Origin of the sequence: Lysinibacillus halotolerans (assembly GCF_003711845.1) — a bacterium.
In the GTDB taxonomy this organism is placed as follows: Bacteria; Bacillota; Bacilli; order Bacillales_A; family Planococcaceae; genus Ureibacillus; species Ureibacillus halotolerans.
The window spans coordinates 1-15901 of record NZ_RHLQ01000009.1 but is presented as its reverse complement, the minus strand read 5'-3'; the positions used below and the strand labels follow the sequence as shown (position 1 = coordinate 15901).

Sequence of the window (15901 nt, the reverse complement as noted above, 5' to 3'; positions counted from 1 at the left end):
TTAAGATGCTCCCTTCGATTGCTCAACGATTGTAATGGCATAGTCAATAATTTCATTTACTCTCTCAATTTGCTTCGTTAAATAAAGGCTTCCTAGTACCGCTTCAAAACCCGAACTATTTCGATAAGTTTGAACGTCCGTATTTTTTGGAACAGAACCTGATTTTGCATTACGTCCTCGCTTAAATACAGCGAGTTCCTCTTCAGTTAAATAATGCTCTTCGATTAAACGATGAACAACCATAGATTGGGCTTTAGCAGAAACATAATTCGTTGCTTCCTTATGCAATCGATTCGGTTTTGCTCTCCCATTTAAGAGAAGATGTTCTCGAACTCGTTGTTCAAGAACAGCATCTCCCATATATGCTAATGCTAATGCATTTAATTGCTTTACATCTGCTATCCGAAGTTGCGTCATACTATAAACCTCGTTTCCAACGTGTACCTTGACGAGTATCTTCTAAAATAATATTCATACTCAATAGTTGGTCTCGGATTTCATCGGAACGAGCAAAGTCACGGTTTTTACGCGCCATATTTCGCTCTTCAATTAATGCTTCGATTTCTTCATCTAAAAGTTCATTTTCTGTTAAGAATTTAATACCTAGGACGTCACCTAGTGTATCAAAGGTTTCAATCAATGTTTTTAAAATACGTTCCTCTGTATTACTTTCGTTTAAGTAAGTATTCGCAATACGAGCAAGTTCAAATAAAGCAGAAATCCCATTGGCCGTATTAAAATCATCGTCCATAGCCAGTTCAAATTGCTTTTTCACTTCATTGATTTTCTCGATATACTCGTCACCATTATCAGAAAGGTTTGCTGAAGATGCCAGTCTATATTGTACATTGGAATAGGCAGTACGAAGACGTTCTAATCCAGAACGTGCTGACTCTACTAAATCTTGTGCAAAATTAATGGGATGACGATAATGTACCGATAACATAAAGAATCGTAAAACTTGTGGGTCAATTTGTTGACGAATATCATTCACTAATACAAAGTTACCAAGTGATTTTGACATTTTTTCGTTGTCGATATTAATGTACCCATTATGCATCCAATAACGAGCAAATGTTTTCCCCGTATAAGCTTCCGATTGGGCTATTTCATTTTCATGGTGCGGGAATGTTAAATCTTGACCGCCAGCATGAATATCAATTGTGTCACCCAAATGTTCACGAGCCATAACAGAACATTCAATATGCCAACCTGGTCGCCCTTCACCCCACGGACTTTCCCATTTAATTTCACCAGGTTTTGCTGCTTTCCATAATGCAAAATCAAGAGGATCTTCCTTTTTCTCTCCTGCTTCAATACGGGCACCAACTTTTAAATCATCAATCGATTGATGGGACAGTTTACCATAGCCGTCAAATTTACGTGTACGGTAATAAACATCCCCTTGAGATTCATAAGCGTAGCCTTTTTCAATTAAAACACCGATGAAAGAAATAATATCATCCATATGATTCGTTACGCGGGGATGAACATCAGCCTTGTGGCAACCAAGAGCTGTAATATCTTCAAAGTAAGCATTAATAAAGCGATTCGTTAATTCAAAAACATCTTCGCCTAATTCATTTGCTGCTTTAATGATTTTATCGTCCACATCTGTAAAGTTGGAAACATATTTCACATCATAGCCTTTATATTGGAAATAACGGCGAACAGTATCATAAACAATAACAGGACGAGCATTCCCAATATGAATAAAGTTATATACTGTCGGACCACATACGTACATTTTCACTTTTCCTTCTTCAAGCGGGACAAAGGGTTCCTTTTGTCTCGTTAAAGAGTTAAATATTTGAATAGTCAATTCTATCTCTCCTTTTGAGATTCCACTAGCTGTTGTTTTAATTCTTTTATTTCCTTTTCAAGCTTCACAAAACGATCATTTATTGGGTCAGGGATATTTTGATGGTCAAGCTTCTTATTCGTTGTTGTTTTTACACCATCTTGAATAACTACTTTCCCTGGAATACCTACAACAGTCGCGTTAGGTGGAACATCCTTTAACACAACAGAACCTGCTCCTACCTTACTATTTTCACCAATCGTAATTGATCCCAATACTTTTGCTCCTGAAGCAACTAATACATTATCTTTTAACGTTGGGTGACGCTTTCCTTTCTCTTTCCCTGTACCACCTAATGTTACACCTTGATATAAAATAACATTATCACCTATTTCGCAAGTTTCACCAATGACAACACCAGTTCCATGGTCTATAAAGAAGCGGCGGCCAATTTTGGCACCAGGATGAATTTCAATCCCAGTGAAAAATTTGCTAATCTGTGAGATAGCACGTGCAATGAAGAAAAATCTTCTTTTATAAAACCAATGGGCAATGCGGTGAGCCCAAGTCGCATGGAGACCCGAATAAGTTAATACAACCTCTAACACACTGCGAGCTGCTGGATCGTTTTCAAATACGTTATCAATATCTTCTTTAATTCTTTTAAACACGATGAACACCCCTTACCATTCTCATTTTATAGTTTTGATATTTCCCCCAAAATAAAAACGTCCCTATCTTTCCATAAGAAAGACAGAGACGCTACTGCGCGGTTCCACTCTGATTGAAAGCAAGATACCCATACTAGAAGTCCCTACTTTCCACTCAAAAGTCCATTAACGGTGACGAACCGACTAGCCTACTACATTTCAGCTAAGTACTCAAAGGTGCATTTCCGTAAAATAGCGGTCTAGGTCACTTTCAGCCGGTGATGACCCTCTCTTTAAAACATTTTTTACGTACTTCTCCTTATCAACGCTTTAAAATGATTTATATCTTTTCACGTATAGTTTCTTCTTGCAAAGTTAAATACATTTTACAATAGGTAATTGAAAAGTCAACTAAAATGCAAGTTCGTTATTTTACGAATTTCTCAATGCGTGCAATCGCTTTTTCCTTTCCAATTAAAGCAATGGAATCCGGAAGTTCTGGACCATGAGTTTGACCAGTCGTTACAACACGAATTGGCATAAATAAATTTTTCCCTTTATGGCCTGTTTCTTTTTGAACAGCTTTAATTGCTGCTTTAATCGATGGCGCGTCAAAACTTTCAAGTGCTTCAAGTTGCGCTTTGAATGCAGCCATTACTTCAGGTACTTGTTCCCCTGCTAAAACTTCTTTCGCAGCTTCATCATATTCAATTTCTTCTGTAAAGAATAGGCTAGATAATTCAACGATCTCAGCACCATAACTCATTTGGTTATGATATAGAGAGATTAATGCTGTAGCCCACGCTTGTTGTTCTTCCGTTAATTGTTCTGGAAGTAAACCAGCCTTTTGAAGATGTGGTAATGATAATTCTACTACTTCCTCAAGGGAAAGCTTTTTAATATATTGGTTGTTCATCCATGTTAGTTTATTTTTATCGAACATAGATGGTGATTTTGAAAGACGTTTTTCATCAAAAATTTCGATGAATTGGTCTTTTGTAAAGATTTCTTCTTCTCCTTCTGGTGACCAACCTAAAAGGGCAAAGAAGTTAAACATCGCTTCTGGTAAATAACCAAGTTCTTTATATTGGGTAACGAATTGAATAATCGATTCATCGCGCTTAGATAATTTTTTATGATCTTCATTAACAATTAATGTCATATGGCCGTATTGTGGGTATTCCCAACCAAAAGCATCAAAAATCATCATCTGTTTTGGTGTATTCGATAAATGTTCTTCCCCACGGAATACATGGGTAATATCCATGAAGTGGTCATCTAATACAACAGCATAGTTATAAGTCGGGATACCGTTTGCTTTCACAATTACCCAATCACCAATATCCTTTGACTCAAACGTTACTTCACCACGTACTAAGTCATTAAAGCGATAAGTTGTGTTTTCAGGAACACGCATACGAATCGTATAAGGAATTCCTTCCGCTTCTTTCGCAGCTACCTCTTCTTTTGTTAAGTGACGGCATTTTCCGTCATAAGTAGGTGCAGCAACACCTTTTGCTCGTTGCGCTTCACGGGAAGCTTCTAACTCTTCTGAAGTACAAAAACATTTATAAGCAATTCCGCGCTCTAACAATTCTTCGGCATGTTTTTTATAAATATCTAATCGTTCCATTTGACGGTAAGGGGCATACGGTCCACCAATATCAATCGACTCATCAGGAATAATCCCTAACCAACGCAAATTATCTAGTTGGGACGCTTCTCCGCCTTCTACATTTCGTTCAATATCTGTATCTTCAATACGTACGATAAATTTACCGTTATGGTGTTTTGCATATAAATAGTTAAATAGCGCTGTACGTGCCCCACCAATGTGTAAAAAACCTGTTGGACTTGGCGCATAACGAACGCGAACTTCCTTCGTCATAAAATAAGTGCCTCCTAAATTGGTTCAGTTATAACCATTTTTTAAAAATACGATAACTTTTTAAAAACTGAACGTCCTTGATTAATCTTGTACATTTTACCACTCTAAAATCAGAATGAAAAGAAAGGTAGTTGAAGTTATATCCAGTATTCCGATAGAACTTTTTCCAACTAGTCCGTGAAACTTTTATTTTTTGATTAATAAAATGGTCGCCATTGCAGCTATTCCTTCTTCACGTCCAGTAAATCCTAACTTTTCTGTTGTAGTTGCTTTTACATTTACTTGGGTAGGTTCGGCATTTAATAGTTCGGCGATTCGATTCCGCATTTGCTCAATATATGGCGCAAGCTTTGGACGCTGAGCCATAACTGTACAATCCACATTCCCTAAAACATACCCTTTATCTTCAACAATTTTCCAAATGTACTCTAGCAATTTCGCGCTATCCGCGTCTTTGAACGCCGGGTCTGTATCTGGAAAATGATGTCCGATATCTCCTTCCCCAATAGCGCCTAGAGCCGCATCTGTCACAGTATGTAATAGGACATCTGCATCAGAATGCCCTAACAATCCGCGATCATGGGGAATTGTAATCCCACCTAAAATTAATGGACGTCCTTCTGCAAACGCATGAACGTCAAATCCTTGTCCTACTCTAAACATCATTATCCTCCTAGCTCGTTACGGTGCCTTAATATCGCTTCCCCGAAAACTAAATCTTCCTTTGTTGTTATTTTTACATTTTCATAGGTGCTTTCTACAATATAAACCTGATGATTTAAACGCTCAACTAGCATTGCCTCATCGGTTCCTAAAAAGCCGATTGCCTCAGCCTCTTCTTCTGCCCGCTTTAACAATTCAAAACGAAAGGCTTGAGGCGTTTGAATCATCCATAAACTTTCCCGATCAACTGTTTCAACAATGACACCATTGTTTACTTTCTTCATCGTATCTTTTGCCTTAACTCCAGCAATTACTGCCCCTTTTTCATAGGCTTCCGTTACGAGACGGGATATAATAGGCTTTGTAATAAATGGTCTAGCAGCATCATGAACAAGCACAATATCAACTTGTTCCATTTCTTTAATGCAAGCATATACAGAGTGTTGTCGCTCTTCGCCTCCATTTGGCAATCCCTTTACCTTTGTTATGCCATACTCTTCCAACAAATGTTGAATATAATCCCGTTCTTCAGCCTTTACCGCTAACCAAATACCTGTACAATTATCATCATTTTGAAAAACTTCTAAAGTACGAATTAAAATTGGTTTACCCCCAAGGGATAAAAATAATTTATTTTGCCCCGCGCCCATCCGTTTACCACTGCCAGCTGCAGGGAGTACTACTTCGTAATTCACATATCCACTTCCTAATCTCAAAAAACCTAAGTTGCTTACGCTACTTGTTCATCCTTAGGTTTTGCAAATATCATACGCCCTGCAGATGTTTGCAGGACACTTGTTACTGTTACCGTAATCGATTGGCCAATATAGCTACGTCCACCTTCTACGACAATCATCGTACCATCATCTAAGTAGGCGACGCCTTGATTGTGCTCTTTCCCGTCTTTAATCACAACCACTTGCATTTCCTCTCCAGGTATTACAACCGGCTTTACGGCGTTTGCTAAATCATTTATATTTAGTACTTCCACATGATGTAGCTCACAAACTTTATTTAGATTAAAATCATTCGTTAAAATTTGTGCTCCCATCTTTTTCGCTAGACGTACTAGTTTTAAATCAACTTCCTGGACATCTTCAAAGTCTTCTTCTGAAATTTGCACGGTTGTTGCCCGTTCATCTTGAAGTTTTTTCAATATATCAAGACCCCTTCGACCGCGGGTACGCTTTAACGTATCGGACGAATCGGCAATATGCTGAAGTTCCGTTAAAACGAATTGAGGTACAATTAGCACACCTTCAATAAATCCTGTTGATGAAATATCAGCAATTCTCCCATCGATAATGACGCTTGTATCAAGCAATTTATAATTTGTCTTCACTTCATTTACTTGGAGCGTTGATACATCCAGTTGTTTTTTCCTAGGAAGGGAACTTGATTTCGTAAACATTTGCGATAGTTCATCCCGCTTTGTAAACCCTACACGGAAACCTAAATAACCAAGGATAATTGATAATAAGATCGGTATAATCTCCGTAATAATAGGAATCTGAATACGTTCAATGGCAAACCCAACTAAAAACGCAACAATTAACCCTACAATAAGTCCAAATGTCCCAAACAATAGATCAGCTGCTGGGATTTTAAATAACACGTTTTCCATCCACTCAATCAACTTAACAAAGTAGTCTGATAACGAGAATGATAAAAGGAATAACAAGATTGCTCCTAGTAATATGGATACATATGGATTGTTAAGCCAAGGATTAGATGATAAATTAATGAATTCGTATAATGGCGGTAAAAAAACAAAGCCTAACGCCCCTCCAATTAATAAGAAAGCAATTTGTATTACTCTTTTTAACATACTTCCACCTCCTTTTCTTTAATAACAATTATACATAGTTCCAGTATAGTTTGCCCTATAAATACATCAGCTAATTTTTCATTTGGAAAAATTAGCTACTGTTTTACTTATATGTTAAGTTATGTCTATTTCTAACCAAAATCAAACGGAAAAATGCCTATACACTAAAAATGATTGTATAGGCATACTCCATTTATTATTTTTTTACTAAAAAGAATGGCTACAAGTCTTGGAAACACGCTCTTAATGCTTCATTGATTGTTTCTACTCCAATGACTTGAATACCGTTCGGATAATCCCATCCCCCTAAATTGGAAGCTGGAATAAATGCCCGTTTAAAACCTAGTCTCGCTGCTTCTTGAACTCGTTGTTCAATTCTTGAAACCCGTCGAACCTCACCAGTTAGCCCTACTTCGCCAACAAAACAATCTGTACCTTTAACTGGTTGATCTTTAAAACTGGAAACGATGGAAGTTAAAACAGCTAAGTCAATCGCTGGTTCATCTAGTTTAACTCCACCCGCTACTTTTATATAGGCATCTTGGGCTTGTAAAAGCATCCCCATTCGTTTTTCTAAAACCGCCATAAGTAATTGAACCCGATTTTGTTCTACTCCCGTAGCCATCCGTTTAGGATAATTAAAACTAGTCGGTGTGACGAGTGATTGAATCTCGACTAAAATCGGCCTTGTACCTTCCATAGAAGCAACAATGGTCGAACCTGCTACATCGTGGGAACGCTCCTCTAAAAACAGCTCTGAAGGGTTAGAAACTTCTTTTAAACCTGCATGAACCATTTCAAATATTGCAATTTCGTTCGTCGAACCAAAACGATTTTTTACGCTGCGCAATATTCGATACGTATGATGCCGTTCCCCTTCGAAATATAAAACTGTATCTACCATATGTTCTAGTAATCTTGGACCTGCAATTTGCCCTTCCTTTGTTACGTGGCCTACTAGGAAAATGGCGATTCCTTTTGTTTTAGCAATGCGCATTAATTCCGAAGTACATTCACGAACTTGAGAGACACTACCAGCAGCACTTGTAACTTCTGGATGATGAATTGTTTGAATGGAATCGACAATAACAAATTTAGGTTGTACTTCTTCGATTGATTGGTTAATTAATTCCAAATTCGTTTCGGAAAGGATATATAGCTCAGGAGATTTCACACCAATTCTTGCCGCCCGCAACTTTGTTTGACGCATTGATTCTTCTCCGGATATGTACAATAAACGATGACCTTTATTGGATAAAAGGGCTGATACTTGAAGCAGTAAAGTTGATTTCCCTATCCCAGGGTCTCCGCCAATCAATACGAGGGATCCCGGAACAATCCCTCCACCTAGCACCCGATTTAACTCTTCCATTTCGGTTTCAACACGCGGTTCATCCGAAGTTTCTACATTGATAATAGGAGTGGCTTTTTGCGAGATGGAATTTGAATGTTGAAAAGCACCTCGAGGACCTTTCGTTATTACTTCTACTTCCTCAACCATCGTGTTCCATCCACCACAGCCCGGACAACGCCCCATCCACTTTGGAGATTCATAGCCACAGGAGTTACAACAGAATTTCGTTTTCTTTTTTACCATATCGTCTCTCCTTCATTAGTAATCTTATGTTCATTGTACATGACAACCTTTGAAAGTTCCTTATATTTCCCCACGTAAAATCCTTCCATATTAAAAAGGTGGTTGACTAGAAATTAAGTCAACCACCTATAATTATGCATTAATTTGAAAGAACTTCGCTTTTGGGTAAGACGATAAATTCATTATCAACATAGTCAATCACAACACTTTGACCTGTTGAAATCGTACCTTTTAGCAACTCTTCGGATAAACGATCTTCCACATGTTTTTGAAGGGCACGACGTAATGGACGAGCTCCGTATTGTGGATCGTATCCTTCTTCTGCAATTTTCTCTAATGCAGCATCTGTCAACTCAAGCTCAATATTTTGCTCTTTTAAGCGAGTTGTTAAAGAGTTTGCCATTAATGAAATAATTTGTTTTAATTCGTCTTTTTCTAGAGAGTGGAACACAATCATTTCATCGATACGGTTTAAGAATTCAGGACGGAATGCTTTTTTCAATTCCTCAAGCATTGTCCCTTTCATATCTTTATATTTGTTAGCAGAATTATCACCAATTCCGAAACCTAAAGATTTTTGATATTTAAGGGCATCTGCGCCGACGTTAGAAGTCATAATAACAACCGTGTTTCGGAAGTCTACTGTACGACCTTTTGAATCCGTTAAACGACCGTCATCTAATACTTGAAGTAAAATGTTGAACACATCTGGGTGAGCCTTTTCAATCTCATCCAGCAATACAACAGAGTATGGTTTACGACGAACTTTTTCAGTTAACTGTCCGCCTTCATCGAATCCAACGTAACCTGGAGGTGAACCTACAAGACGGGAAGTCGAATGTTTCTCCATGTATTCTGACATGTCGATTCGAATCATTGCATCTTCATCGCCGAACATTACTTCTGCTAGAGCACGGGCAAGTTCTGTTTTACCAACACCAGTAGGACCTAGGAAAATGAATGAACCGATTGGTCGTTTTGGATCTTTTAACCCTGCACGGGCACGGCGGATAGCACGAGAAATCGCTTCAACCGCTTCTCCTTGACCAACGACACGTTTGTGCAATTCTTCTTCTAAGTTTAGTAATTTCGCTGATTCTTCTTGAGCAATTTTTGAAACAGGAATTCCAGTCCACATGGAAACAACCATTGCAATGTCTTCAACAGTCACTTTAGACTCTTCTTTACCTTGTTTTTCTTTCCATGTTTTCTTTGTTTGCTCTAATTCATCTTTAATTTTTTGTTCTGTATCACGAAGGGCAGCCGCTTTTTCAAACTCTTGGCTTGAAACTGCCGCATTTTTTTCGTTACGAACGTTTTCTAATTTATCTTCCAAAGCTTTTAAGTTTGGTGGCACTGTGAAAGAACGTAAGCGTACTTTTGAACCTGCTTCATCGATTAAATCAATCGCTTTATCTGGTAAGAAACGATCGGAAATATATCGATCAGATAATTTTGCTGCCGCTTCTACTGCTTCATCCGTAATTTTCACACGGTGATGCGCTTCATAACGATCTCTTAAACCTTTAATAATTTGAATTGTTTCATCTACAGTTGGTTCATCTACTTGAATTGGTTGGAAACGACGTTCTAACGCTGCATCCTTTTCAATGTATTTACGATATTCATCTAATGTTGTAGCCCCAATACATTGTAGTTCACCACGGGCTAATGAAGGTTTTAAAATATTCGATGCATCAATAGCACCTTCTGCACCGCCAGCACCGATTAATGTGTGTAATTCATCAATGAAAAGAATTACGTTACCTGCTTGGCGAATTTCATCCATTACTTTTTTCAAGCGGTCTTCAAATTCACCGCGATATTTAGTACCCGCAACAACAGTACCCATATCTAATGTCATCACCCGTTTATCACGAAGGGTTTCAGGTACTTCATTATTGACGATTTGTTGTGCAAGACCTTCTGCAATAGCCGTTTTACCTACCCCGGGTTCACCAATTAATACAGGGTTGTTTTTCGTACGGCGGGATAGTACTTCAATTACTCGTGTAATTTCTTTGCTACGGCCAATCACTGGATCCAATGAACCTTCACGGGCAATGGCCGTTAAGTCACGAGCTAATCCATCTAAAGTCGGTGTATTTACCGATTGAGTTGGGTTTGTTGAGTTTTGAGCTGCGTCATTGTTTCCAAGTAATAAAAGAACTTGTTGACGAGCTTTGTTTAAGCTAACACCCGCATTCGCTAAAACTCGAGCAGCTACTCCTTCACCTTCTCGGATTAAAGCAAGTAATATATGTTCTGTTCCTATATAAGCATGACCTAATTTTCTAGATTCATCTACCGATAATTCAATTACCTTTTTAGCTCTTGGAGTATAATGAACGATTGGACCGACATCTTTTGAACCTTTCCCCACTAACTCCTCAATGCCTGATTCAATAATTTGTGGACTTACATCGATTGCTTCTAATGCTTTTGCTGCAATTCCACCGCCTTCACGAATAAGGCCAAGTAAAATATGTTCTGTTCCTATAGATTCGTGCTTCCAACGAATAGCTTCTTCTTGTGCTAATTGCAATACTTTTTGTGCACGTTGAGTAAAACGGTTAAACATCATATCTTTCCTCTCCTTTTCCCATTAACTTTTGATTGTTCGTATTAAGCTTTTCACGTAAAAGTTTTGCTCTATACATATCGCGTTCACTTGCTTGAAGAGTTGTACCGGCATATTGTTGTACAAAGCCGGGTTGTATGAGGATCATACACTCATTTAAAACATGTAATGGAACTTCCTTAATGATTCCTAAATCCACTCCAAGGCGAACATTGGATAAACAAGCAGCAGCTTCTTCGCTCGTCATAATACACGCATATTTTAAAATACCTAATGAGCGATTAAAGCGGTCTTCTAATACTATTCGAGAATTTTTGAATAATGCCTCTCGTGCGCCTCGTTCATTTTTAATAATTTGGACAACTACATTTTGTAAGTCTTCTAAAATTTCCTCTTCCGACTTTCCAAGAGTTACTTGGTTGGAGATTTGATAAATGTTTCCTAGGTTTTCACTACCTTCTCCATATATCCCTCTTACAACCATTCCTAAGCGGGCTAGCATTTGTGTAACAACCTTAATTTGCTTAGACATCGTTAGGGCAGGTAGATGCATCATAACGGATGCACGAAGTCCTGTTCCAACATTCGTTGGGCAACTTGTTAAATAACCAAATGTATCATTATACGCATATGGTAAATGTTTCTCCAATTGATGATCCAATTTCGAAGCCTCTGCATATGTTTCTAAAAGCTGTAATCCAGGAGCTAAACATTGGATTCGTAAATGATCTTCCTCGTTTACCATAATGCTGATCGTTTCGTCATTTGAAATAAGAACGGAAGCTGACTTTTCTTTTTTAGCTAATAGAGGGCTAATTAAATGTTTTTCAACTAACACTTGACGTTGCAATGAAGGCATTTCTTTAATTGTAAAATGGGAAAACTTATGCTCGTCATTAATCGCCATTAAAGCTTGTGTGACAACGTCATCAATTTGTTGTGCTTCCCCATCCGTAAAACTTAAAGGGAAACGATATCCATCTAAGTTTCTTGCTAATCGAATGCGTGTACTTAATACAATATCTGCATCAAGACCTTTAACATCCATCCAGCCTGGCGCCTCACTTTTCAAAAAATGTTCTAAATTCATGGTGTATCAACACCTCCACGATCAAGCTTGCGTTCCATATCTCTTATTTCATCCCGCAGCTTGGCAGCATCTTCAAAACGTTCATCTGCAATCGCTAATTGTAGTTGTTCTCGAGCTGTTTCAATTTGTTTTTTGATCCACTCGTTATGATGACTTGGTTTGCCCGGAGCTTTACCGCTATGCTTTGTTCCAGCTTGAATTTTATTTAATACTTGTGGAAGCTGTGTACTGAAAGTTTCATAACATTGTGGACAACCAAGCTTCCCTTCATTCAAGAACTTACGAAAAGTAAAACCGCATTTTGGGCATTCAGTTGCTTTCTGACTTGTCGATTGGACCTTTTCTACCCCGTTATTCCACACTGGTAAACCAAATAAATTGGAAACAAGTTGATGAATTGGAATTTGTTCTTCTTTATGAAAATCTAAATTGAAAGGATGAAAATTTTGTGCACATACCTCACAATAGTGTTTTTCGCTTTTTTGGCCATTAATTACTTGTGTAACCGTTACTGTAGCCTGACGTTCCTTACAGTGTTCACAATTCATGACCTCACCTCTTTTATCAAATAAGTATGGAAAGTAATAAATAAGTAATGAACTTCCTTTATATTACCTATTGTTCCTATTTATCGTATTTTAATGTTGTTAACATAGACTTTAAAATCAATGACCTCAATTGGTCCCTCGTCGGCAATTGTATTCGAAGAGTCGACCGATCAATTGCAGCAAGCATTAATTTTGCTTCCCGTTTAGAAATGACTTCTTCATCGATCAAACGATAGATAATATCCTCTGCCATCGATTGGGTAGCACCGTTATCAATTTGGTCTATCATATCTTCAATCAAATCAATCTTAGAATGAGCTCTTACTCGTAAAATTCGAATATATCCCCCACCACCACGTTTACTTTCAACTAAGTAGCCTCTTTCGGCGGTAAATCTCGTATTAATAACATAATTGATTTGCGATGGTACACATTGAAATTTATCCGCCAATTCACTTCGTTTGATTTCAATATGTCCTTGACCACCTAATTCGATAACTTGTTTCAAATACCCTTCAATGATGTCAGATATATTTCTCATTTTTATACCTCACCCCATCCATTTCTGACTTTGACTATATTTGACTATATTATATTAACATCAAAATCAAAATGCAAATCAAATGCCTATACTATTTTTTCGTTCGAATAGCGTTTAAATTATTTTATAGCTATCCTATTTATATCCATAAAAAAGGCGGTCTCATTAATAGTTGAGACCACCCTCATTTTAGCTTTTTGAGCGAAGGATTAAGAAATAGTCTCCACATACCATTCTGGTTAATTTTGGATTTATTTCTTAGTATTCCTTTTATTCACTTAAACTAAACCTATTTTTATACCCAACGACCAACAATCGGGTAATTCCAATTTTCACCCATTAACGCTTTCACAATGCCAATAATCGGAACAACAACCGTCATAATTCCGAAGACAATTAAAAACGGAATTCCAATAATTAAAAAGCTAAAGATTATTGAAATAGTATTTAAAATCCACATAACACCTTGGAATAGTAAAGCTTGGATCGAAATTCTTTTAATTTCATGTTCTGAACTTAGTAGCCAGAATAGGACTGGAATAAGTACAGGCATCAAAAAGGCACTTGCATGTATGATTACCTTTGCCCATTTATTATCCATTTATAAATCAACCTTTCGTTTCGTTTTTATAGTTATAGTATATTTACGAAGTTCGTACTAAATAGTTTCACTTTTTTTCAAACGAATAAACCTTATTTAAAAATAAAAAACCGCCAGTAAAACTAGCGGTCTATCAACATAATTCATTATTTGGATACTTTTTTCTTACTACTTTCTGGCTTTGGATCTGGTTTTTCTTCATTATTATACGGGAATAATAAATAAGCAATCATTCCAGAAAAGATAGTTGCTATTACTACAAGTAATACACTATCACGGGTTGAAACTTCCTGAAAATAGTTTCTTAACATGAAAATAGAGCCTATAGCAACAATGACCATTGTTGGGATAACAAATTTAAAGCGGTGCTTTTCCATCTTTAACTTCCTTTTCTATAAATATTTACTTCACTTTTCCACGTTAGTTACATCATAAACTACTCGTATTTTACATGGGATAAAAACAAAATACAAATTAGCCCTATAGTTAGGTTACTATTTCATAATTTAATCCAACTAACAATCTATGTAAAATTTCATAATATTTTCAATATATTATTGTTACAATCTATGAAAATAGAACGATAATATAGGTAAATACATAATGGAATGGAATGGATAAAAGGATGGCTATTTTCAGAAGTAATTCACAAAAAGTGTTAGCAAACTATTTCGAAGTTGAAAAATACATAAACGAAGTCGAGCTAGATGTTGCAAAGTACCCAGACTTAACTAAACAAATTCAATTAATTAAATTAACAAAAGAAGAATTAGCGATTTTAAGACAATTAAAACCTTTCACTGAACAATTTATTCCAGAAATGGTGAATCAATTTTATGCAGCAATTATGCAAAGCGATCATTTAATGGGGATTATTAATAAACATTCGAAAATTGAACGATTAAAAGTAACCCTTACAAAACATATTACCGATATTTTTGAAAGTCGTATTAATAGCAACTATATAGAAGAACGAAAAAAAATTGCCGCTACTCATGTACGTATTGGATTAGAATCCCAATGGTATATAAGCTCCTTCCAATCATTAATGACTACATTTATCCATTTTGTTAATGGATTAGATATTTCAAAAGAAGATACGACAAAAGCGATTAATGCCTTTTCGAAAATCATTAATTTGGAACAACAATTAGTTATTCAAGCTTACGATGCGGAACAACAACGAATTCGTCAGATTGTGGAAGATATGAAACATTCCTTATTGAACACAGTACAAAATACTGCTGAAGAATTACATGCTATCAGCCAAGAAACGACTGCTTCATTACATGCCATTTCTTCGGAATCTGGAAGTATTGCTACAGCAACAAAACAAGGACTAGATTTTGTAGCGGATACAGAAGAAAAATCAAATTATGGAAAAGCACATATTGAAACACAAACAGAGTTAATGAATGTTATTTTAGAACGAGTCAATATGTTAGAAAAATCGATGATCAACTTACGAGCTTCTTCTCAGAAAATAACAGAAATCGTTGGTTTAGTAACAGGTATCGCCGATCAAACAAACTTATTAGCATTAAATGCTTCCATTGAAGCTGCACGGGCTGGTGAGCATGGAAAAGGCTTTGCAGTTGTTGCTGAAGAGGTTCGTAAACTAGCCGAAGAGACGAAGAGCGCAGTTCAAAATGTTTCTCACTTAATTCGCGAAACAGAAGAAAATATCGAAAATATGACTTCATCAGTAGGCAATGTGGATGAACAAGTGCAAAAGAGTGTACAAACACAACGTAGTCTTGAGGAATCCTTTAATTCTATAGCCAAAGCTGTATCAGGGATTAAAGAACAATATACAAACACAACTAAAGACATTACTGAGATTTCAAGACTAATCCACGAATTAACCGAAAGTGTAGACCAAGTATCCGCTTCTTCCGATTCATTGCTAAATGTTGTTCACGAATTAACAGATTAAATAGAAAGGACCTTCTCTATTAAAATGTACCCTATAAGAAAGACACTTGAAAAAAGGTCTCTCTTATAGGGTACTTTTATTTATAATGAAATAAAATAAATGGTTGATGGAGCGGAAGAACATGTCGAAAAAGTTATTTACAGATCAAGAACAGAAATTACTCAAGAAACATCCTTA

15 protein-coding genes and 1 other annotated feature are annotated in these 15901 nt (G+C 36.8%); of the genes, 1 reads left to right on the top strand and 14 read right to left on the bottom strand.

Annotated elements, in window-relative coordinates; all coding sequences use genetic code 11:
• The 14 genes from EC501_RS05230 to EC501_RS05165 form a co-directional block, all read right to left on the bottom strand.
• Positions 1–417: a Mini-ribonuclease 3 gene (locus EC501_RS05230; RefSeq protein ID WP_122971250.1), complete on the bottom strand. Its 417-nt coding sequence runs from the start codon at positions 415–417 to the stop codon at positions 1–3.
• Between the two features lies 1 nt (position 418).
• Entirely contained in the window at positions 419–1822 is a 1404-nt protein-coding gene (cysS, locus tag EC501_RS05225) for a cysteine--tRNA ligase (protein WP_122971249.1), read from the bottom strand.
• A 2-nt stretch (positions 1823–1824) separates the two neighbouring features.
• Entirely contained in the window at positions 1825–2472 is a 648-nt protein-coding gene (cysE, locus tag EC501_RS05220) for a serine O-acetyltransferase (protein ID WP_122971248.1), read from the bottom strand.
• 81 nt (positions 2473–2553) lie between these two features.
• Positions 2554–2786, bottom strand: a binding site (T-box leader).
• A gap of 92 nt (positions 2787–2878) precedes the next feature.
• Positions 2879–4339, bottom strand: a complete 1461-nt coding sequence (gene gltX, locus EC501_RS05215; protein ID WP_122971247.1) for a glutamate--tRNA ligase — start codon at positions 4337–4339, stop codon at positions 2879–2881.
• A gap of 186 nt (positions 4340–4525) precedes the next feature.
• The gene (gene ispF, locus EC501_RS05210; RefSeq protein ID WP_122971246.1) at positions 4526–5002 is read right to left on the bottom strand and encodes a 2-C-methyl-D-erythritol 2,4-cyclodiphosphate synthase; all 477 of its coding nucleotides are present in this window, start codon (positions 5000–5002) and stop codon (positions 4526–4528) included.
• Positions 5003–5004: 2 nt separating this feature from the next.
• On the bottom strand, positions 5005–5697 hold the full coding sequence (ispD, locus tag EC501_RS05205; RefSeq protein ID WP_122971245.1) for a 2-C-methyl-D-erythritol 4-phosphate cytidylyltransferase: 693 nt from the start codon (positions 5695–5697) through the stop codon (positions 5005–5007).
• A 35-nt stretch (positions 5698–5732) separates the two neighbouring features.
• Positions 5733–6830 (bottom strand): PIN/TRAM domain-containing protein, encoded by a 1098-nt coding sequence (locus EC501_RS05200; protein WP_122971244.1) that lies wholly within the window; start codon positions 6828–6830, stop codon positions 5733–5735.
• A gap of 220 nt (positions 6831–7050) precedes the next feature.
• Complete coding sequence (gene radA / locus EC501_RS05195; RefSeq protein WP_122971243.1) at positions 7051–8427, bottom strand: DNA repair protein RadA; 1377 nt, start codon at positions 8425–8427, stop codon at positions 7051–7053.
• 139 nt (positions 8428–8566) lie between these two features.
• On the bottom strand, positions 8567–11011 hold the full coding sequence (locus EC501_RS05190; protein ID WP_122971242.1) for an ATP-dependent Clp protease ATP-binding subunit: 2445 nt from the start codon (positions 11009–11011) through the stop codon (positions 8567–8569).
• Positions 11001–12098: a protein-arginine kinase McsB gene (locus EC501_RS05185; protein ID WP_122971241.1), complete on the bottom strand. Its 1098-nt coding sequence runs from the start codon at positions 12096–12098 to the stop codon at positions 11001–11003. Before EC501_RS05185 ends, EC501_RS05190 begins: the two co-directional genes overlap by 11 nt.
• On the bottom strand, positions 12095–12646 hold the full coding sequence (locus EC501_RS05180; RefSeq protein ID WP_122971240.1) for a UvrB/UvrC motif-containing protein: 552 nt from the start codon (positions 12644–12646) through the stop codon (positions 12095–12097). Before EC501_RS05180 ends, EC501_RS05185 begins: the two co-directional genes overlap by 4 nt.
• 76 nt (positions 12647–12722) lie before the next feature.
• Positions 12723–13187, bottom strand: a complete 465-nt coding sequence (locus tag EC501_RS05175) for a CtsR family transcriptional regulator (protein ID WP_122971239.1) — start codon at positions 13185–13187, stop codon at positions 12723–12725.
• 295 nt (positions 13188–13482) lie between these two features.
• A complete protein-coding gene (locus EC501_RS05170; protein WP_122971238.1) occupies positions 13483–13788 on the bottom strand; it encodes a magnetosome magnetite crystal formation protein family in 306 nt (101 codons plus the stop codon).
• A gap of 146 nt (positions 13789–13934) precedes the next feature.
• Positions 13935–14165, bottom strand: a complete 231-nt coding sequence (locus EC501_RS05165; RefSeq protein ID WP_122971237.1) for an accessory gene regulator B family protein — start codon at positions 14163–14165, stop codon at positions 13935–13937.
• Between the two features lie 248 nt (positions 14166–14413).
• On the opposite strand from EC501_RS05165, the gene EC501_RS05160 reads away from it, so the two are divergent.
• Complete coding sequence (locus EC501_RS05160; protein ID WP_174232653.1) at positions 14414–15724, top strand: globin-coupled sensor protein; 1311 nt, start codon at positions 14414–14416, stop codon at positions 15722–15724.
• The last annotated feature ends 177 nt before the right edge of the window (positions 15725–15901 follow it).